General features: G+C 61.4%; 16 protein-coding genes and 4 pseudogenes. 2 read left to right on the top strand and 18 right to left on the bottom strand.

The window, feature by feature from the left end; genetic code table 11:
- Positions 1-11: 11 nt before the first annotated feature.
- Positions 12-536, top strand: coding sequence for a YaiI/YqxD family protein (locus C1722_RS02565; protein ID WP_102377855.1), 525 nt, complete (start codon positions 12-14; stop codon positions 534-536).
- Here the strand turns inward: C1722_RS02565 and C1722_RS02560 are convergent.
- The 10 genes and pseudogenes from C1722_RS02560 to C1722_RS02515 form a co-directional block, all read right to left on the bottom strand.
- Entirely contained in the window at positions 514-1,440 is a 927-nt protein-coding gene (locus C1722_RS02560; protein ID WP_102377854.1) for a slipin family protein, read from the bottom strand. The two genes, C1722_RS02565 and C1722_RS02560, sit on opposite strands and share 23 nt — an antisense overlap.
- Positions 1,441-1,477: 37 nt before the next feature.
- Complete coding sequence (locus C1722_RS02555) at positions 1,478-1,912, bottom strand: GntR family transcriptional regulator (RefSeq protein ID WP_244385894.1); 435 nt, start codon at positions 1,910-1,912, stop codon at positions 1,478-1,480.
- A 46-nt stretch (positions 1,913-1,958) separates the two neighbouring features.
- Entirely contained in the window at positions 1,959-2,861 is a 903-nt protein-coding gene (nrfD, locus tag C1722_RS02550; RefSeq protein WP_102377853.1) for an NrfD/PsrC family molybdoenzyme membrane anchor subunit, read from the bottom strand.
- Positions 2,862-2,882: 21 nt separating this feature from the next.
- On the bottom strand, positions 2,883-3,530 hold the full coding sequence (locus C1722_RS02545; protein ID WP_102377852.1) for a TorD/DmsD family molecular chaperone: 648 nt from the start codon (positions 3,528-3,530) through the stop codon (positions 2,883-2,885).
- A 15-nt stretch (positions 3,531-3,545) separates the two neighbouring features.
- The gene (locus C1722_RS02540; RefSeq protein ID WP_102377851.1) at positions 3,546-4,103 is read right to left on the bottom strand and encodes a 4Fe-4S dicluster domain-containing protein; all 558 of its coding nucleotides are present in this window, start codon (positions 4,101-4,103) and stop codon (positions 3,546-3,548) included.
- Between the two features lie 158 nt (positions 4,104-4,261).
- Positions 4,262-4,810 (bottom strand): 4Fe-4S dicluster domain-containing protein, encoded by a 549-nt coding sequence (locus C1722_RS02535; RefSeq protein ID WP_102377850.1) that lies wholly within the window; start codon positions 4,808-4,810, stop codon positions 4,262-4,264.
- Positions 4,811-4,813: 3 nt separating this feature from the next.
- Positions 4,814-7,249, bottom strand: a complete 2,436-nt coding sequence (locus tag C1722_RS02530; protein ID WP_244902414.1) for a molybdopterin-containing oxidoreductase family protein — start codon at positions 7,247-7,249, stop codon at positions 4,814-4,816.
- A 196-nt stretch (positions 7,250-7,445) separates the two neighbouring features.
- Positions 7,446-7,729, bottom strand: a pseudogene (locus C1722_RS17525) (GIY-YIG nuclease family protein).
- 178 nt (positions 7,730-7,907) lie between these two features.
- A complete protein-coding gene (locus tag C1722_RS02520) occupies positions 7,908-9,371 on the bottom strand; it encodes an FAD-binding protein (RefSeq protein ID WP_102377849.1) in 1,464 nt (487 codons plus the stop codon).
- Between the two features lie 155 nt (positions 9,372-9,526).
- Complete coding sequence (locus C1722_RS02515) at positions 9,527-9,976, bottom strand: FMN-binding protein (protein WP_244385900.1); 450 nt, start codon at positions 9,974-9,976, stop codon at positions 9,527-9,529.
- A 440-nt stretch (positions 9,977-10,416) separates the two neighbouring features.
- Between C1722_RS02515 and C1722_RS02510 the strand changes: the two genes are divergently transcribed.
- Positions 10,417-11,865 carry a helix-turn-helix domain-containing protein gene (locus C1722_RS02510; RefSeq protein WP_102377848.1) on the top strand — a complete coding sequence of 483 codons (1,449 nt, stop codon included), beginning with the start codon at positions 10,417-10,419 and terminating at the stop codon, positions 11,863-11,865.
- Positions 11,866-11,871: 6 nt separating this feature from the next.
- On the opposite strand, the gene C1722_RS02505 is transcribed toward C1722_RS02510, so the two are convergent.
- From C1722_RS02505 to C1722_RS02465, 8 genes and pseudogenes are all read right to left on the bottom strand, one after another.
- The gene (locus C1722_RS02505) at positions 11,872-12,549 is read right to left on the bottom strand and encodes a DUF1847 domain-containing protein (RefSeq protein WP_102377847.1); all 678 of its coding nucleotides are present in this window, start codon (positions 12,547-12,549) and stop codon (positions 11,872-11,874) included.
- A gap of 50 nt (positions 12,550-12,599) precedes the next feature.
- Positions 12,600-14,726, bottom strand: a complete 2,127-nt coding sequence (locus C1722_RS02500; protein ID WP_180995005.1) for a PTS sugar transporter subunit IIC/EAL domain-containing protein — start codon at positions 14,724-14,726, stop codon at positions 12,600-12,602.
- 143 nt (positions 14,727-14,869) lie between these two features.
- Positions 14,870-15,580 (bottom strand): annotated as a pseudogene (gene accA / locus C1722_RS02495) (carboxyltransferase subunit alpha); the annotation flags it as partial.
- A gap of 232 nt (positions 15,581-15,812) precedes the next feature.
- Positions 15,813-16,016 (bottom strand): annotated as a pseudogene (locus tag C1722_RS17790) (biotin carboxylase N-terminal domain-containing protein); the annotation flags it as partial.
- A gap of 251 nt (positions 16,017-16,267) precedes the next feature.
- Positions 16,268-16,729 (bottom strand): 3-hydroxyacyl-ACP dehydratase FabZ, encoded by a 462-nt coding sequence (gene fabZ, locus C1722_RS02485; protein ID WP_102377845.1) that lies wholly within the window; start codon positions 16,727-16,729, stop codon positions 16,268-16,270.
- Positions 16,730-16,759: 30 nt separating this feature from the next.
- On the bottom strand, positions 16,760-19,240 hold the full coding sequence (accD, locus tag C1722_RS02475; protein WP_425319358.1) for an acetyl-CoA carboxylase, carboxyltransferase subunit beta: 2,481 nt from the start codon (positions 19,238-19,240) through the stop codon (positions 16,760-16,762).
- A gap of 251 nt (positions 19,241-19,491) precedes the next feature.
- Positions 19,492-19,953, bottom strand: coding sequence for a 3-hydroxyacyl-ACP dehydratase FabZ (gene fabZ / locus C1722_RS02470; protein ID WP_102377845.1), 462 nt, complete (start codon positions 19,951-19,953; stop codon positions 19,492-19,494).
- A gap of 30 nt (positions 19,954-19,983) precedes the next feature.
- Positions 19,984-20,320: pseudogene (locus tag C1722_RS02465) on the bottom strand (beta-ketoacyl-[acyl-carrier-protein] synthase II); the annotation flags it as partial.

Below are 20,320 nucleotides of genomic sequence, written 5' to 3'. Positions count from 1 at the left end.
AAAGGAACCGCATGGCGCAGCGCACGACAGACCGTCCCGATCGACCGACGATATTCGTCGATGCCGACGCCTGCCCGGTAACGGCCGAGGCGATCGCAGTTGCCCGAAAGCATGCCCTGCCGGCGGTTATCGCGGGCAATTCGACGCAGAACCTGGCCCGGCATATCCGCCGTAGCGATCCGCGGGAAGACTCGGGCGGATTCTGGGTTGACACGCTCGCGGTCGGCGTCGGAGCCGATTCGGCCGATTTCGCCATTGTCGAGCGCCTTTCTCCCGGAGACATCGTCGTCACCCAGGACATCGGCCTTGCCGCCATGGTGCTCGGACGCAAAGCGAGCGCCATCGGCGTGCGCGGACGCGTTTACTCGCTTGCAACCATCGATATGGACATGGAAATACGCCATCAGGAGAAGAAGATACGCCGCCAAGGCGGACGGACGAAGGGGCCCGCCGCATTCACCGACGAAGACCGCGAGCATTTCGCCGCGAACCTCGATCGGCTGGTGCGCGAAGCTATTCCCCGCCGAACCCCTTGATGTTGTTGAACGCCTCGCCGAACGCGCTCGGGGCGATCACGAGGCCGCCCTTCTCCTTGACGCTCTCGTAGATGAGGTTCATCGTACGCAGCTGCATGGCCTTATCGTTCTGGTCGTACACGGCAGCCGCGTCGACGAACATCTCGGAGATGTCCTTCTCGATTTCAGCCAGCAAAAGCCGCGCATTGCGCTCGCGCTCCGCCTGGGCCTCCTTCGACATGGCGTCCTGCAGCTCTTTCGGTATGGCGATATCCCTGATCTCCACCGACACCACCGTGATGCCCCAGGTGCGCGTTTTCGCGTCGAGGATCTCCTTGATCTCGTTGTCGAGCTGCTCGCGCCTGGTCGCGACCTCCGCGAGGTTGATGCGCCCGATCGCGTCGCGCAGCGCGGTCTGGGCGGCCCACCAGATGGCCGAAGAGTAGTCTTCGACCTCCACGCATGCGTCTTTCGGGTTCCATACGAGCCAGAACAGCACCGCGTCGATGTCGAGCGGCACGAGATCGGCCGTCAGCGCTTCTTCGGCCGTGAACGGCGTCGTGATGATGCGCTGGTCGACGTGGGCCGCGGCGTGCTCGACGATCGGTATGAGGAAGTACAGGCCCGGCCCGGCTATGCGGTTGAACTTGCCGAGCCGCAGCACCACGACGCGCTCCCACTGGGGCGCGATGCGAACGCTCGAAGCAAGCACGAAGCCGACGACGATGCCGACGATGATGGCGGGAACCGAAAGGTTTCCCCAAAACGCCGCGAGCACCGCCGCCAGCCCGATAAGGAAGATGGTCAGAGAGAACAGGTACACGCCGTTGCGCGACGTCTTCTTCCCCTTCGGCCCGTTGTTTTTCGTTGCGGGATTCTGTTGGGCACCAGCCCTGTCTTCCCGTCTTCCGTTTCTATTGCGCACCGCTACCCCTTTCCTGATGCACCGAAACTCCGCGGACTCAAAGCCCTTTCGGACCCTCGAGCTTTTCGATCTCAGTTCTCACCAGATCGATGATGTCCTCGGGCTCCATCCCCTTGCCGAGGGCGTTCTGAACGAAATCGGCGGCAAGCGCCTCCATCTCCCCGTCGTCAGGAGAATATTCGATCGAGGTGACATCGGAGACGAACGTCCCCTTGCCACGCTTCGTGAATATGAAACCGTCGCGCTCGAGATCCTGATACACCTTGTTGATGGTGTTGTAGTTGACCCCCAGGCGCACGGAGAGATCGCGCACCGAGGGCAGCCGCTCGTCGGCCTTGTACTTGCCCGAGGTGATGAGGTAGATGATCCTTTTGCGAATCTGTATCCATATGGGCACAACACTGCGTTCGTCCACCTGGAACGTACCCATCGCGTCGCTTGCGACATCCCTATCGATCGCGTCTTCACTCATGATCACCATAGTATCATTAATCGAACCGGCATCACGCCATCACCCATCATCCCCAAAAAGCAACCGCACTCATGTCGATCGCGCTGAATCTCACCGCCGCAAGCAGCAGGGCGTAGCGCAGGCACAAGCCGCCGACCGACACGCAGCCGGCTCCGACGACGAGCGTGAACAGATCCGCTCCCCTCAGATGGGAAACCTCGAGTGCGATAGGGGCCGCAACGCCCACCGCGACCACGCCGAGCCAGAACAGCCCCGCCTGATCACCGCTTATCAAAGCCCATGCCGAATCGGCGGCTGCCTCGCCCGAACCCAGCGAAACCGCAAGTAGCGCACCGAGCGCGGCCACCTCGATCCCGAGCAGCACCAGATCGATCCGCGCACAGCTCGAAAGGCCCTCGGAGACGTCTTCGTGGTCGCGCAAGACGAACCCGAAGATCAAAAGCAGCGCCATGCCCGTCGACAGCGCCGACGCGACGAAGAGCACGGGTACGATCGGATTGTGCAAAAACGGCACCGAGGGGAACGTGGACAGGTACACGCCCGAGTACAGGATCACGCAGCAAGCGGCAAGCGTCGCAAGCCCGTGCAGCACCGCTTCCACGACCCGCGAAACCGTGGTTTCCACCAAGCCGCCGACGAGCAGCGCGGCGATCGAGCATACGCAGAACAGGGCGATAGCCCATGAGCCGAGCGTCAGCAAACTCGTCGAGGGAGTGAAAAACACCTGAAAGGCCCGTTCGGGAGAACCGAGGTCTGCAAGGAGAAACACCGCTCCGAGCACCACCGTCGCAGGTCCCAGGATAAGGCCCCCGTCCGTTACCGCGCCGACGCGCTCCAGCCGGGGATCGTCGCTGAACCTCAGCAGGATATCGACGACCGCGCCGGTCAAGAAGGCGCCGCCGCCCATACCGGCGAGAAACAGATACCATGCGATGAAGGAATTGACCACAGCGCCACCCGAAACGCCGCTTTATGCGGCGAGCGCCGCAAGATAGGCGCGATCGGACTCGAGGCAATCCTGCGTCAAGACGGCAACGCCCCGATAGAACGGCGTACGTGCGCGCTTCAGCACATCGGCGCACAAATCGGGTACCCAGGCAAGCAGATGGTCGGCGAGGAATTCCCTCTGCTTCGACAGGCATCGTTGCGCCTCGGGCTCATCGCCCGACCGCAAGGCGTCGATGGTTTTCTGGCACATGTGAGCCATGAAAGCGAATTCGAAGGCAACATGGTCCTCGGGCAGCCTCAGGTCTTTCACCACGGCGATGTCCTCGGCCCGGTATTCCCCGAGCACCTGATCGCGCGGCTCCTGCATGAGGATATGCAAGTCGCTTACGTATACCGACTCGTAGGGGGCCACCGGAGACGGGCTCATCCCCAAGAATATCCGCGCGTATTCTGACGCGAGGTCCACCCGCACCTCTTCCAGATCGGCGCGAGCCAGCGAATCGACGAAGCTCCCGAGCTCGCCTTCGAGCTCGATTCGGCTGTCCCGCAGGCCCTCGAGGAACTCGAAGCTCATCTCGTTGAGGTACGCTGCGGACAGAAACTCGAAAACCGCTTTGCGCGTGGCGGTGTCTTCGAGCAGTTCGGTGTTTTCACGCGTTACGTCATCCATAATCGTTCCCCTCGTTCACTCGTTCGCTGGCTGGGTTTCTGCGGATGCGATGTATACCGACGGAGCCGTATCGCCGTCCATCCGCTTGCCGCCCTTCCTGGCGGCAAGCGCTTCCATCTCGCCGAGATCCCCGAAATGAAGCGCCCTCGTCGGGCACGTGTTGACGCACCGGGGCGCCTCATCGGTTCTGCGCCCCAAGCTCAAACACCCGTCGCACTTGTCCATGATCTTCTTATCTCCGTAGCGCGGTACGTCGAAAGGGCAGGCGAGCGCGCAGCTTCGGCATCCGATGCACTTCGCTTTATCGACAACGACCAGGCCGTCCTCATCGCGCTTCGACAGCGCTCCCACCGGACAGACGCCGACGCATGCGGGATGCTCGCAATGCATGCACGAGAGCGATGTGAACCTGCGCTTCACATCGGGAAACGTGCCCGTGCACTCCTCGTGCACCTCTCGGCGCATGAAAGTTCCCGCTTTCATCTGGTGCCACTGCTGGCAAGCGACCTCGCAGGAGTAACACTTTATGCATCTCGTCGTATCGACGAAGAACCCGTACTGTCTCACAACCATCCCGCCATCCCCCGAGCCGTTCAAGCGGCGCCTTGCCAAACTCCCGCAAGCCGCCGCCGAACGGCTTCGGGCCAACGATCATCGATTGCCTCCATGATATCGCAGCCCAAGGTTTAAAGCACTCGCATCGTCGCGCTTACCTGCGCGCCAATCGCCGCCTATGCGTCGTAAGCCACGTACACCGACGGTACGGTTCCGCCTTCCAGCTGGCTTCCGCCCTTCTCCTTCGCAAGCGCCGCCATATCCGCAAGCTTGCCGAAGTGGAGCGCCTTGGTCGGGCACGTGTTGACGCAGCGGGGCATCTCGTCGGCCTCCCTGCTCAGCGACAGGCAGCCGTCGCACTTGTCCATGACAACGCCGCCGCCCTCGAGCTCGATGAATTCGGGAACGTCGAACGGGCAGGCGGTCGCACACGTTTTATCGCCCGTGCACTTCGCCTTGTCCACGACCACAAGCCCGTCTTCCTCCCGCTTGCTGATGGCGCCCTGCGGACAGGATGCCACGCACAGGGGGCTCTCGCAATGCATGCACGAGAGCGACGTGAATCTGCGCTTCACATCGGGAAACGTGCCCGTGCATTCCTCTTGGACCGTCCTGCGGTGGACCGTATCGGCCTTGATGCCGTGCCATTGCTGGCAGGCGACCTCGCAAGCATAGCATTTGATGCAACGCGTCGAATCGACGAAGAATCCGTATTGCTCTGCCATCGCTTACTCCCCCCCTTCCAGTTTGCTGATCTTAACGAGCGTTTGCTTGGCCATGCCGGCATGGAAGGGATCGAAGTTCTCGACCGTCGCGTCGTAGAGAGCATTCACTTCGCTACCGCCGTCGAAGCAATCGTAGCCGGGCTCGCCAAGCTCCTCGCATTCCTGCCACCAACCTCGCTTGCCCATGATTACTTCGGGAGAGATCCCCTCGAAGTACTCGGCCACCATTTTTATCCATCCATGGGGCGACTCGATCCTCATCCAATCGCCGTCCTCGATGCCGTACTTCTTAGCGGTCGCAGGATTGATTTTCACCCACGGCTTGCGGTTGCGCTCACGCAGATACGGCAAACTCGAAAAATAGCTGTGTACGCTGAGGCGATGCGCATGGACGTCCGTGAAAATAAGCGGATACTCGTCGGCAAGCTCAGGCGTTTCGGAAAGGCCTTCGGGGGGACCGACGTATTCGGGCAAGAAGGTCAGCTCGCCGTCTTCGCGGTTGTTCGGCTTGCCGCCGATCAGCTCGTTGTACAGCTGAACCTTGCCGTTCGGCAGCCCCTTGAACAGCTTCTCGTAATTCTGATATTCCGGCTCCGACGCCTTCGCCCCATCGGTACGCTCGACGAAAACGTAGCCCTTCTCGCGAAGCTCTTCGAGTTCAAAACCCGATCCTTCAAGCTGTTCGCGCAGGCACCCATCGAAATCGCCGTCCCAAAAATCGGCCTCCCAGCCCATTTTCACAGCAAGATCGCAGTAGAACTGCCAATCGGATCGGGATTCGCCAAGCGGCTCGACAACCTGCTGCTCTATGCAGATGAACGTGCCTTCTTCCATATTGCGCGTTCCGATTTGGGCGCTCGCCTCATAGCGGGTGCAAGCGGGGAACACATAGTCCGCATAGTTGCACGAGGGGTTCCAATGGGTATCCATGACGTAGAAAAGATCGAGCTTTTTGAGCGCTTCGGCAATGATCTGCGGTTGCCGCGTTTGCGATAGGGGATTCGTATTGTGCGCAAAAACGCTCTTCAACGGGTAAGGCTTCTCCGTCAGAATCGACTGCAGCCCCCCGTTGTAGGCTGACGAGGGTTCCTTCGGCCATAGATCGAGCGCCTCATCATCGGGGTTTTGATACCAACGAGGAAATTCGGGAGCGACAAGCTTCGAACGGCTCGCAGCCCAACCGTTTTCAGTATCTTCGTCATAGACGGGCAGACGATCTTTGAGCGTCTTGATCTTACCAACCTCGAACAACGCCTCGGGCATCTTCATACCCGCACCGCCGCCACCGGGAACATCAAGATTACCGGTGATCGCGGCTATCATGTTGATGCAGCAGCACAACCAGTTTCCGTCGTTAGACTGATCGCCCGCGCTGTTGCCGTACATGAGCCCCATCGGCTTAACGGTGCCGATCTTCTGGGATATTCGCGTGATCTGCTCTTCCGATATGCCGGTTATGGGAGCGGCCCACGACGGCGGGAACTGTTTCACATGGTCGGCGAATTTATCAAAGCCATTACACCAGGTTTCGCAAAACTCGTGATCATAAAGATCTTCCTCCACCAAAACATTGAGAATGGCGAGGGCGAGGGCGAGATCGGTTCCAGGCCGCACCGGCACCCATTCCGCAGCATGAGCCGCAAGCGGATCGAGCATCGGACGAATGTCGATAAACTCGAGTCCTTCTTCCATCGCATCGAATCGCCGTACGGGATTCGCGCGGTCGTTCGTGTTGTTTACATCGGCATTTTCGCCGTTAACACCCCAGTTGACAAGCAGCTTCGTCTTTGTGAGCTGCACAGGGTAGGGGTTGGCCGACGTGCCGAGCGTGATGTAGCGACTCGAGGTGATCTGCTCCTGGCAGATGGCGCTGTGCAGGTAGTTCGGGCTGCCGTATACGTTCAGGAAGCGACGTCCCACCGAGTTGACGGTGCTGCCGCCCTGCGGAGAAAGCGCCGCATAGGTCCACGGTCCGTACTTCTCCCTGTTTTCGAGCAATCGGGCAGCCAAACCCTCAAGAGCCTCATCCCACGTGCACCGCTCGAACTTGCCTTCCCCTTTTTCACCGACGCGTTTCATGGGGTATTCGATACGGGTCGGATCGTACACGGTTTGCATCGCCGTATTTCCCTTGGCGCAGAGGGTCTTGCACCCATATCCCCAGTTATTCCCTGCTTCAGGGTTGCCTTCGACAAACGCGAATTTGCCGTCCTTAACGTAGTTTTTCGTCGCACAGATCGTCTTGCACGAACCGCACATGTAGCACCACGAATACTTGACTTCAAGCGCGTCGATGTCGATGACCTCATCCTGCTGAGCCTGAGATTGCTGCTCTTTTTCTTCTTCGAGCGCCTTCGGAGCGCAACCGCTCACCAAAGCAAGCGCCCCGAGGGCAGCTGCGCCTTCAAAGAACCTTCGTCTCGTAAGATTAAGCCCCATGCCTCCTCCTTTACCTCATGCAAAGCTCCTCCGAGGAGATGTTCCGGTCTCGATCGACCAACGTAATGGCGATCTAGATCAAACTCCCCCATTTGATCAGATTCGGCCGAATCATTGGATTCATAGTATCATAGTCTACTATGTCACTCAATCATTTAAATTATCCTAAATCAAGCATCATAAAAGCAAGGCTGCATTATCGCTGATCAGAAAGCCACTCATCCAGTACGATTTCAAACGGAGACTCACGCGCTGCATCCAAAAGCCGCAGCTTCTGCGACCGCGTCAACTGCTTGAACCGGTATTCCGCACTCATCGCCTCGTTCTTCGTGGCGAACGCGGCGCAGGCGACGAGCTTCACCGGAAGGCGCGAGCGCGTGTACTTCGCCCCCTCCCCTCGTTATGGGTGGCAACGCGCTGCTCGACGTCGGCAGCATATCCCGTATACAAAGTCCCATCGGCGCATTCGAGCACATACATGTAATGGCTCGGCTCCCGCGCGGGTGCAGCATCGTTCAAACAGACTCCTCTCATCGAACCGATACTAGCATACGGCGAGCATCAGCACCTTTTCAGAGAAGCAAAAAGGAGCCGCATCGTCTCCGACGCGGCTCCCGTCCGGCCTTCTTTCGAAAGGCAAGCACCCAGGCGGCCTACCCTAGGCAACGTCCTCGGCAAGCACCGTGCCGAGCAGCAGACCCGAACCCGCTGCGGGAACGATGTCCTCGGTGCCGGCAGTGCATCCAGCGGCGTACAGGTTGGGGATGGGGTTTCCGTCTCCGTCGAGAACCTCCATGCGATCGCTCACCGTCAGGCCGCCGCAGCTCTTGTAGCGTACGGGAACGTTGCGCAGGAAGTAGTACGGGGGAACGAGCTTCTGCAGGAAGAGGGTCTTTCCGAACTCGGGGTCTTCCTGGTTGTCGCAGATGGTATCCCAGTTGTCGAAGGCTGCCTGCACGGTTTCGAGCGCAAGGCCCATCTTCTCGGCGAGCTCTTCGATGGAGTCCGCGCTCTGGATGGCGTCGCCCGCATGGGCGATAACCTCCTGGTCGATGCCGTTTTGAGCTGTGCCGTCCCAAATGCTGTACCACTCGTTGTAGCCCGCAGCCAAGCATCCGGTAGCGGCATTGTGCACGGCGGTTTCGCAGTAGAAGCGCTTTCCGTTGGGTAGAAGAGCGATCAACGGATAGAACGTGGCAAGCATGTGACCCGCCTCGTAGAGGGGATTGAGGTTGCTCGATGCCATCATGCCCGAGAGCGTACCGCCCGCAGCAACGCCTGCTGCGATGGTGTCGCCCTTGCGGCCGGAAACGATATTGCCGACGAACGCCCACTCGGGTGCGTACTTCACCATCCATTCTTGGTTGGAGATGTAGCCGCCGCCCGCCAGCACCACGGCCTTTGCCTTGATGTCGACGACCGAACCGTCCTTCGAGATGAAGCGCCCGCCTGCAATGGTGCCGTTCTCGTCGGTGATGAGGGTTTTGAAGGTGGTCTCGAACAGGTACTCGGCACCCGCCTCGGTAACCTTTTCGTTCATGAGCTCGAACTCGTCTTTCATGGTGCACAGACCGTTTTTGGGGAAGAACGCCTGATGATACGGACTCTCGCGCAACTCCTGGAACTCGTAGCCCCAATCGTAGTGCATAGTATCGATGAACTTGCCACCCCATTTCTGAAGCAGGACGGTACGCTCGAGACCAGCCTCGTTGCCTTCGTAGTAGGGGGCGAACTTCTCGCGGATCTCGTCTTCGCTCGAGTACTTGTCGGGGCGCTCCTCCTTCGTGAGCTCGGCCGTAGTGCACATCTGACACGCTGCGGAATAGATTGCGTCTCCGCCGTAGGTTCCGTTCTGCTCGACGATGAGAACGCTCTTGCCCGCTTTTGCGGGATCGATGGAGGCGAGCATGCCCGAAATGCCGGCACCCACGATAAGAACGTCGACCTCTTTGCTGAAGTTCACGTTCGCATCGCCGATAGCCATGGCGGATGCCGCAGGTGCGGATCCCCCGTCCTTCGCGGAAGCGCTCTCGGAAGAGCATCCGACGGCAACGCCTCCCGCGATGGCTGCCAGGGCACCGGCGGTACCGAGTGCGCAGAATTGACGACGATTGATATTCATCCTGTTCTCCTTATCTTCATGTGTCTTATCCCCTCAGCTTTCCCTTTTGTATGATGAAAGCTGCGTCGGCCGTTCATCCTCGGCAGTCCACAGCGAAACCGAATCCGAACTTCGCATGCGAACCGCGGGGGGTAGCGCACGTACAAAAATCACGTCTACTTCGCCTGGGCAAGTGCCGCCTCAACGGCTTTCATGACGCCGCCGGAAGTCATGGTTGCACCGGAAACGCCATCGATATCGGCGGACTGCGCCTCTTCGATCTGCGCTTTGAACGTGCCGTCTTCAATGGCCTCCTTGCCGCCGACGCCTTCGGTTTCGGACGGCCCGGTCAGTTCGTCAACGGTGATGACGCCATCGGCAACGGTAAGCGTCACGTTGATGGGACCGTGCATGCCTTTGCCTTCGCCTTGGTACGTGCCGTCCTTGTAATCTTTTTTTGCGGCCTCCTGCTTGGAATCGCCAGCCGCCGCGTTGGCGCTTTGGCTCGATTCGACGCCCGCTTCCGGTTGCTCGGCTTTCGCATCCGTACCGGCACTGCACCCGGCGAGCATGGGGCTCACCGACATCGCCAAGCAGCACGCGGCAACGGCAATCTGCCTCTTCATATCCATCATCCTTTCCTGATTCAACGGTTTGCATCCCTTTGCGCACCGAGGAGCCGTCGTTGCGGCCGGCATCGCTGCAACTTCTCGCGCAGCTTCGACACCCGAAACCGCAATCCCGAAGCCCGAAGCGCCCACGCCCGAGCGCTCGGCTCGCCCATCGGTTCGACCGCCCGTATTTAAGCGAAGCGGCGCGAGTAACGTCAATCCGCTTCGTGAGGTATTCCCCTAAACAGTGGGGTATTCGTGAGGTAGAGCTGAGGTATTTTCAGGAAAACCCCTGATAGCCGTAAAACTAAGTCCGCCGAAGATCCTTTACCTTACGATAATCTGTAGTATTGTTACATTCGGTGCATTCGAGATTGCGGTACGCGCGAAACGTGGGGTCACCGGCGTACCGAAGCTCTTCTGCACTTTCAGATATCCTTGGGAATGGGAGGATCATGAACGCTCCAGCCATAACGAGGGACGGCGCTTCGTCAGGAGCTTTGCCCGCCCCCACGTTTGCCGTGCTCGTATGCGGGCTCGGTCTGTACATGGGATGGCAGACGGTCGGCATATCGCCGACGCTGTTCCCCCAACCGCACGCCGGAATCCCCGAGCTCATCGAAACGACGAGCTACCTGCAAACCGCTTTGTTCCTTACACTGCTCGCCGTCGTGGCGTGGTTTGCGAACAAACGAGGCGATCTGCTGTCGAGCAAACCGCTCGTTGCCGCTGCGGCAGTTCTCGTCTGCTCGTCCTCCGCATGCACGTACCTCTGCGGATGGGTGCTCGATATACCCGCAGGCGTCGTGGCAGGCACGGTGCTCAACGCCTCGAAGGCCGCGCTGCTGCTGCTTTGGGCCGAATGCCTGTGCCGCGTCCGGTTCCGCGATGCGCTTTTGTGCGTTTCGCTCGCCTACGCCGTAGTGTTCGCCCTATGCCTCCTAGTGGCGGGCCTCCAACCGGTTCCGGCCCTGATTACGCATTCGGTGCTCCCCCTGCTTTCCGGCGGAGCACTCTTAGTGCTCCGAAGCGATCAAGCCTTCTACGCCCTGCAAAGCCCCTTGCCCCACGAAGCGAAGCCCCTGTCGCGCCTCCCGTTGCGCCTCTTTGTCGGCGTGGGGATATTCGGTGCCGTCATTCTGTTCACCAACACGCTCTCCGAAACGAAATCCTCCGCAGCCGCCGAGCTGTATACGCTTCTCGCCGGACTTGCGGTATCGCTCTTCATCGCCGTTTTTGCAACGCGGCGCAGCGAAAAGATCGATTTTACCTTCCTGTACCGAACGCTCACACCCCTCATCATCGCAAGCATCATACCGGTCCTCACGCTCGAAAGCGGCCACCAGCAATACGAGGCGTTCGTCATCGGAGTCGGCTGGACGTTCTTTCGGATTTTCACCTGGACGCTCTGGTGCAGTATCGCGCTGCGCTCGCGCGTTCCCGCCGCTTGCGTGTTCGCCGCAGGCCAGTTCGCCCTTACCGCTTGCAGCACGATAGCCCAAATCACCTGCGACGCCGTACTGCCCGCCATCGACATACCCTTTCCCGTCATGATTTCGGGCGTTATCGTGCTGACCGTCGGCACGTCCGCTTTCGTCATGAGCGAAAGCGATATCAAGCGGTTCTTCGAGAAGCGTAAAACGGCGAAGCGGAAGCCCGATACGGATGAATCGTTTACGCTGTGCGTTCAGCTCGCCGCGCAAGAATACGGGCTGTCGAAGCGAGAGGAGGAGATCGCGGAGCTGGTGATGAAGGACAAGAACAACGCCGTCATACAAGAACGCCTCTGCATTACCGAGAGCACGTTGCGCACGCATCTTCGCAACATATACGGTAAAACGTCGGTGCACAGCCGCCGGGAACTCGTCGATCTGCTGCATTCGTATATCGAAGACGACGCGTAGCGGGGCTTACCGCGGCTCGGGCAAATCGGGGGTCATGAGGCGCCCGTAGTACGAACCCTTCGTATACAGGGCGGCGGCGGGATTGTGTGCGAGCACCCGGTCCTTCACCACCAGATAGGTGACCGGCGCTTCGGAATGCTTGATGAACAGCGTATCGTGTCCGACGCACAACCCGACGATCACGTTGAGGTCGGTGCCGGCTTCGTTGAGGATGCGGGCCTGAGCGATCGGATTGCACGTCGGCTCGAAGCCGCCGGGGTGCACTTTCATGTCGTCGGCGATGCCCGCGCGCTTTTTGTCGATCTTGCCCACCTTGCACGCAACGGCGCAAACGCCCTCGAATCCCTTTGCTTTCAGGATCTTCGCGAACGCCTGCGTTTCCGCAAGCAAGCCCGAGCAGCTTGCGATGCCGATCGTTTCGGCTCCGATGCGTCGGGCGAACACCATGACCTCCTCGACGCGCGTGAGCCTTCCGTAGTAAAGCCCTTCTACCTCAGCCGCCGCCTGGAATATGCGCGCGGTTTCGGGATCGTCGCGATAGGCGGAAAGCGCATCTTCGAACACCTCGTCAGACGCACGCGTCGTCATGCAGAAATCGGGAAACGGCGCCTGCGCTTCTCCGTCGTCGCACGCCATCGTCGCGCAGTTCGCGCAGCTGCGCGTATCGTCCTGCCTATTTACCATACCCTCGACCGCCCTTTCCTCTCGCCATTTCGACACCCGTGCTTCGCATCTCAAACCCGTCTTCCGCTCACGCGCTCGACCATCTCGTCGAACGGCAGAGCAGGCGCGTACAGATATCCCTGGAAGTACGAGCATCCCAACGCCTCGAGGCGGGCGCGCTGCTCCTCGGTCTCCACGTATTCGGCCAAAACCGTAAAGCCCAGCTGCTCCGACAAACGCGTGATCGAAGAGACGATCTCGGCATAGCGTTCGTTCTCCATGACGCCCTTCGCTATCGTGCCGTCGAGCTTCACCACCGTGAACACGCTCGTCTCCAGATACTGAAACGACGTACGTCCCATAGAGAAGTCGTCGATGGCCAGCGGAATGCCGGCATCGGCGATGCGCCGAAGCAGATCGGACGCTCCGCTATCCCACCTGAGCGCCTCGCGCTCGGTTGCCTCCACGATGACGCGTCCCTCGCCGAGCGACCGTGCACGCACAGCCGCTATGATGAAATCGACGCGCGTCTCGTCCTGCAGCATGCGCGCCGTCGCGTTCACGCTCACCGAGAAATCGGAGCGCAGGACCCCTTGCGCCGCAAGGGATTCCACGATCGCCGCATCGTCGAGCGCCGCATCGAACACCGCCCGTTCGAGGTCGTCGAGAAGATCGCTTTCCTGCGCGAGTTCTACGACGAGCGGGGGATAGATGGGCCCGTACACCGGATGCTCGAAGCGTAGCAGCGCTTCGGCGCCCACCGCATTGCCCGTCGCATCGAACTGCGGCTGGTAGTGCAACGTCAGCGCCCGGTCGTCCACCGCCCGGCGGATATCTTCGGCAAGCGATCGCGCAACGGCGCCAAGGGCGCCGGGAGCCTGCATGAGATCGACGTCGCGTTGCGATTTCTCGGCCTCCTGGAAGGTGCGGAGAAGGCCTCGGTACTCAACGCAATCGCGCTCGTTAGCAAGCCGCTCGTAGCGGCGCAAGAACGGAAGGTAGATAGCCGCGCCGATGGCAAGGTTCGCAACTTGGAGCACCGCGCCCGCCACCGATCCCGTAGCAACGTAGCCGCCTACGATCGGCGGCGTCGTCCACGATACGTCGACGATCGTAGGCGGCACGAGGCCCGCAGCCATCGCCGCATACGCTACGACCATGTTCACGAGCGGGACGATGATGAACGGCACGAACAAGGCGGGGTTCCATACCACCGGCAGACCGAACATCATGATCTCGCTGATGTTGAACACCATGGGCACGGTCGCAAACGCCGAGAGGCGCCGCACGTTGCGCCGCCTGCCGAACAGCAGGATGGCGATGAGCAGCGACAGCAACGCTCCGGCGCCGCCGATCGACGCGAATACGTCGAAGAACGTCTTCGTAACGATCTGCACCGGCTCTCCCCCAGCCGCCAAAGCAGCGGCGTTCGCGGCGGTGCCGGGCACGAAAATGCTCTGCGCAACGCCGTCGAGCATGTTGCCGCCGTGTATGCCGAAGAACCACATGACGTTGTTCATGAGCAGGTACAGAAGCCCGCTCGCACACGTGGGCGTCGCCAAGGGGAACAGGGCGCTCACGCCGAGGAAGAACAGCTCCTCGATGCTGCCGGCGCCCGAAAGCGAGGTCGCAACCGTCTCGAAGACGGCAAAGACCGCAATGACCGCCGCGATGGGAATAAGCCCCTCTACTGCCTGGTTGAACACGCCGTCGATGCTGTCGCCGTACAAACGCCGCTTCTTCCTTGCGCGGATGATGCGGCAGTAGAGCATCGAGGAAACGAGCCCGCATACGATGGCGATGAACAGCGACCGCGTGCTCAGAACAACCTGATCGAACGCTTCGCTGCCGAAGCCCACGAACATGAGATAGGCGGCGAGGGCGGCAAACGGGGCGCCTTGCGTGAAGAACCCGCCGAACCGCTCGGCGTAGGCGCTTGCGTAGCGCAGCGCGATCGCCACCGAAACGTAGAGCGAGAATATGCCCATCGTGGCGGCGTAAGCCGTATCGAGCACGCCCTGAAACCACGGCGCGCCCGCAAGAAATTCCCGATACGGTTCGATCGGCAGGTTCAAGAAGATGAGGCTGAACGATCCGACGAGCAGAACCGGGATCGTCAGGATAAGACCCTGGCGGATGGCCTGAAACGCCATGACGTCCTCTAAACGTGCGAACCACGCGTCGACCCTGTCGAACATTCCCCGCCACTCCCGTCTTCGGAAACTCCGTGAAACCCGTCGGATCATTGTACCCTGAACCGACGGGTTTCACGACGCATCTTCGTCAGATATGCGAGCGGCGAGCCGAAGGATCGAACGGTCGAATCACACGAAGCCGCGCATCAAAAGGAGCGGAACCTCGCATAGCGCTCTTCGAGCATCTGGGAGACCGGGGTGCCGTCGAGCTCTTCGAGCGCGCGGACGATGTAGCCGCGCACGATCGCAGCCGCCACCTCGCAATTCTCGTGAGCCGGCGCCTCGCCTTCCGAAAGCACCGCATCGACGACGCCCATTTCTTGGGCCTCGTGCGCGCTCATTTTCATGGCAGCCGCCGCTTCGGGCGCGCGGGTCCGATCTTTCCAGAGGATCGACGCGAAACCCTCCGGCGAGAGCACCGAATACACGGCATGCTCCTGCATGGCCACACGGTCGGCGAGCGCGAGCGCGAGCGCTCCCCCGCTTCCGCCCTCCCCGACGAGCACGCTCACGATGGGAACGCGCAGACCCGCCATGGCTATCAGGTTATCGGCGATCGCGTTACCCGCTCCGCGCTCTTCGGCCTCGGTACCGCAGAACGCCCCCTGCGTATCGACGAGGCATACGACTGGGCGGCCGAACTTCTCGGCCTGCCTCATGAGGCGCAGGCTCTTGCGATAGCCCTCGGGCTGAGGGCAGCCGAAATTGCGCGCGAGGCGCTCTTTGAGGTCGGAGCCCTTTTCCTGCACGATCACGGTAACCGGATGCGTGCCGATCCACCCGATGCCGGCCACGATCGCGCCGTCGTCGGCGAAAGAACGATCTCCGTGCAGCTCGATGAAGCCGTCGACGAAGCTCTTTANCGAAATGCCCCGCCGCAAGCGTAGCCACGTCGAACATGAGTCCGCAATGCGGGCACTTGCGCCATGCGGCTTCGTGCACCGCCGGCGACCCTTGGCAGACGAGCCATCCTCGCTGGGGAACAGCGGGGGCGATGGCGCGAAACACCTTCACGCCCCCCGCCTCAGCCAGACCGCAGAAGTGGCGATCCGCCCCGACTTCGGCGTCGAGTGCGAGCACCGCGCCCGCGCCGCTCGATTCGCACGCCTTCAGAAGCGCGTAGCTGTTCGAAAACACCGCTTCGGAAAACGTTTCGCCGATCTTCTCCGCTTTGGCGGCCGCGCGAACGTAGGCAGCCTGCGAATCGTTTCCGGTATAGACGGCGATCGGATCGAGCCCCGCATCGAAGCAGGCTCGAATCACGCGCTTCGCGTTCTCCCCGTAGCCGGCCACGAGCACACGGGGCCGTACGGGTGCCCCCGCGATCGTTTCGGCCCCGCCGCCCGAGGGCGCCGTACCGTCCAGCTCACGCGCGATGTTCTCGAGGCTGTACGCGATTTCAACCGATCCGAGCGCCCCGATGTTCGTTCCGTTGGCGGCGAGCAGCTCCTCGGTCGAAACGCCCTGCACCCATTCGGGTTTCGTACCCTGATGAGGAATGGTAATGTAGTCCTGACGTTTCCGTCTTCCCACGGTCAACTCCTTTAGCAGCGAGCGCTCGACGGCGTATCGAGCACGTATTTCTGGGTTGCGCTCGCGCACAGAACGCCTTCAACGCTCGCCTCGACTTCCGCCACGCACATGCGCGATGACGATTTCACGATGCGGGCCTCGAGACGCACGGTATCGCCCGGCTGCACCTGACGGCGAAACTTCGCGCGGTCGATGCCCGTCAAGAACCCGACGCTCCCCTCGGCCCCGCGGCCGACGAGGATGCAGAACGACGCCGCCTGGGCGAGCGCTTCCATGATGATGACCCCCGGCAATACCGGATGGCCGGGGAAATGGCCTACGAACAGGGGCAAACCGACCTCGACATCGAGCTCGGCCACGATCGAATCGCCCGGTGCGCATTCCATAACGCGCGTCACCCAAACGAACGGATCGCGATGAGGCAGCACCGCTTCGATGACCGATCTACCGCATGGGTATTCGATGGTGTCCATTGATACGATTTCCTTTCTCGAACCAGCGCATCAGCCGGCACACGGCGAAAGCGCCAGCACCCCGTTATGCCCGCCGAATCCGAGCGAGTTCGAAAGCGCAACCTTCTGCGGGTAGTTCCTCAGCGGCTCGGTAAGCACGCGCACCGGGCATTCCGGATCCGCCTCGGCAAAACCCGTAGTCGCAGGCACGACGCCTTCGGCGACCGAACGTGCGCACACGATGGCTTCGACGGCTCCGGCGCCCCCGAGCATATGGCCGGTTACCCCTTTGACGGACACGACCGGCACATCGCAGTTCTCGCCCGCAAGCGAGACGAGCGCAATTGATTCGGCCTTATCGTTTGCGGGGGTCGACGTGCCGTGCGCGTTCACGTGGCCGATATCGGATGGATCGAAGCCGCCTTCGGCAAGGGCCATGCGCATGGCTCGAACGAGTCCGTCGCCATTGGGATCGGGGGCTGTCATATGGTACGCGTCGCCCGTCGCGCCGAACCCTGTGATTTCCGCAAGNGGCGAGAGCACCGAATACACGGCATGCTCCTGCATGGCCACACGGTCGGCGAGCGCGAGCGCGAGCGCTCCCCCGCTTCCGCCCTCCCCGACGAGCACGCTCACGATGGGAACGCGCAGACCCGCCATGGCTATCAGGTTATCGGCGATCGCGTTACCCGCTCCGCGCTCTTCGGCCTCGGTACCGCAGAACGCCCCCTGCGTATCGACGAGGCATACGACTGGGCGGCCGAACTTCTCGGCCTGCCTCATGAGGCGCAGGCTCTTGCGATAGCCCTCGGGCTGAGGGCAGCCGAAATTGCGCGCGAGGCGCTCTTTGAGGTCGGAGCCCTTTTCCTGCACGATCACGGTAACCGGATGCGTGCCGATCCACCCGATGCCGGCCACGATCGCGCCGTCGTCGGCGAAAGAACGATCTCCGTGCAGCTCGATGAAGCCGTCGACGAAGCTCTTTACGTAAGCCATCGCCGTCGGACGTTTGGTGTTGCGAGCGAGCTGCACGCTTTCCCAGGCGCGATTCGCCGCGTCGGCAGCTCGCGACGCAGGGCTCGTGCCACAGCTTTCCGACGGCTCGACGGAGCAGTGCTCGTCGTCGAGAAGCATGCCGTCTTCGGCGTAGAATCCGCCATCGAGCAGCGCAGCGAGTCGCTTTTCGGATGCACGCTGTTTTTTGGTCCTGCCGAGCGAAAAATGTCGCGACGGTTTCGGCTTGGCGGCCACGAACCGCTGCGAGGCCACCGAAAAGGCACGCTTCAACTGAGGGAACATTCCATACGTGACCGTATTGTAGGTACCCTTCCCGCTTCCGACGAGGTTCTCGCAAACCGCCGCGTAGCTGAGCGGTACCCCGTCCTCGAGCACGCAATGCCGAGACGTCGCCTCGTGGATGGCGATGATATGCGCAAGCGTGTCGCGCAGCTGGGCGCGCGGCACGATGGCGTCGATGAGCCCGTGCTCGAGGGCAAACTCGGCGCTCTGAAAACCCTCGGGCAGCTCCTGCTTGATCGTATCGCGGATGACCCGTTGGCCCGCAAACCCGACAAGCGAGCGCGGCTCCGCTAAAATGATATCGCCCTGCATGGCGAACGACGCGGTCACGCCGCCGGTCGTCGGATCGGTGAGCACCGAAACGTACAGCAGCCCCGCCGCCGCGTGAGAGGAAAGGGCGCACGACACCTTCGCCATCTGCATGAGGGACAAAAGCCCCTCCTGCATGCGCGCGCCACCCGACGCGGTGAATATCACCAGGGGAAGGCTGTCCCGCGTTGCACGCTCGACGGTGCGGGCGATCTTCTCGCCGACAACCGACCCCATCGAACCCATGAGGAACCGCGAGTCCATGATCGCAATCGCGAACCGCATGCCGGCAACGGTTCCCACCCCGCAGCGCACCGCCTCGTCAAGACCGGTTTCCCTGCTGAGCGCTTCGACCTTCTCGAGATAGCCGGGAAACTCGAGCGGATCGGTGCGGGGCAAACCGCGCTCCCACTCCTCGAAGCTTCCCGCATCGAGCAGATCGCATATCCTCTCGGATGACGACATGCGATGCAGGCCGCCGCATGAAGGGCACTCGAAATGCCCCGCCGCAAGCGTAGCCACGTCGAACATGAGTCCGCAATGCGGGCACTTGCGCCATGCGGCTTCGTGCACCGCCGGCGACCCTTGGCAGACGAGCCATCCTCGCTGGGGAACAGCGGGGGCGATGGCGCGAAACACCTTCACGCCCCCCGCCTCAGCCAGACCGCAGAAGTGGCGATCCGCCCCGACTTCGGCGTCGAGTGCGAGCACCGCGCCCGCGCCGCTCGATTCGCACGCCTTCAGAAGCGCGTAGCTGTTCGAAAACACCGCTTCGGAAAACGTTTCGCCGATCTTCTCCGCTTTGGCGGCCGCGCGAACGTAGGCAGCCTGCGAATCGTTTCCGGTATAGACGGCGATCGGATCGAGCCCCGCATCGAAGCAGGCTCGAATCACGCGCTTCGCGTTCTCCCCGTAGCCGGCCACGAGCACACGGGGCCGTACGGGTGCCCCCGCGATCGTTTCGGCCCCGCCGCCCGAGGGCGCCGTACCGTCCAGCTCACGCGCGATGTTCTCGAGGCTGTACGCGATTTCAACCGATCCGAGCGCCCCGATGTTCGTTCCGTTGGCGGCGAGCAGCTCCTCGGTCGAAACGCCCTGCACCCATTCGGGTTTCGTACCCTGATGAGGAATGGTAATGTAGTCCTGACGTTTCCGTCTTCCCACGGTCAACTCCTTTAGCAGCGAGCGCTCGACGGCGTATCGAGCACGTATTTCTGGGTTGCGCTCGCGCACAGAACGCCTTCAACGCTCGCCTCGACTTCCGCCACGCACATGCGCGATGACGATTTCACGATGCGGGCCTCGAGACGCACGGTATCGCCCGGCTGCACCTGACGGCGAAACTTCGCGCGGTCGATGCCCGTCAAGAACCCGACGCTCCCCTCGGCCCCGCGGCCGACGAGGATGCAGAACGACGCCGCCTGGGCGAGCGCTTCCATGATGATGACCCCCGGCAATACCGGATGGCCGGGGAAATGGCCTACGAACAGGGGCAAACCGACCTCGACATCGAGCTCGGCCACGATCGAATCGCCCGGTGCGCATTCCATAACGCGCGTCACCCAAACGAACGGATCGCGATGAGGCAGCACCGCTTCGATGACCGATCTACCGCATGGGTATTCGATGGTGTCCATTGATACGATTTCCTTTCTCGAACCAGCGCATCAGCCGGCACACGGCGAAAGCGCCAGCACCCCGTTATGCCCGCCGAATCCGAGCGAGTTCGAAAGCGCAACCTTCTGCGGGTAGTTCCTCAGCGGCTCGGTAAGCACGCGCACCGGGCATTCCGGATCCGCCTCGGCAAAACCCGTAGTCGCAGGCACGACGCCTTCGGCGACCGAACGTGCGCACACGATGGCTTCGACGGCTCCGGCGCCCCCGAGCATATGGCCGGTTACCCCTTTGACGGACACGACCGGCACATCGCAGTTCTCGCCCGCAAGCGAGACGAGCGCAATTGATTCGGCCTTATCGTTTGCGGGGGTCGACGTGCCGTGCGCG

It is taken from the genome of Raoultibacter timonensis (genome assembly GCF_900240215.1).
Lineage (GTDB): Bacteria > Actinomycetota > Coriobacteriia > Coriobacteriales > Eggerthellaceae > Raoultibacter > Raoultibacter timonensis.
This window is presented reverse-complemented; position numbering and strand designations above follow the sequence as displayed.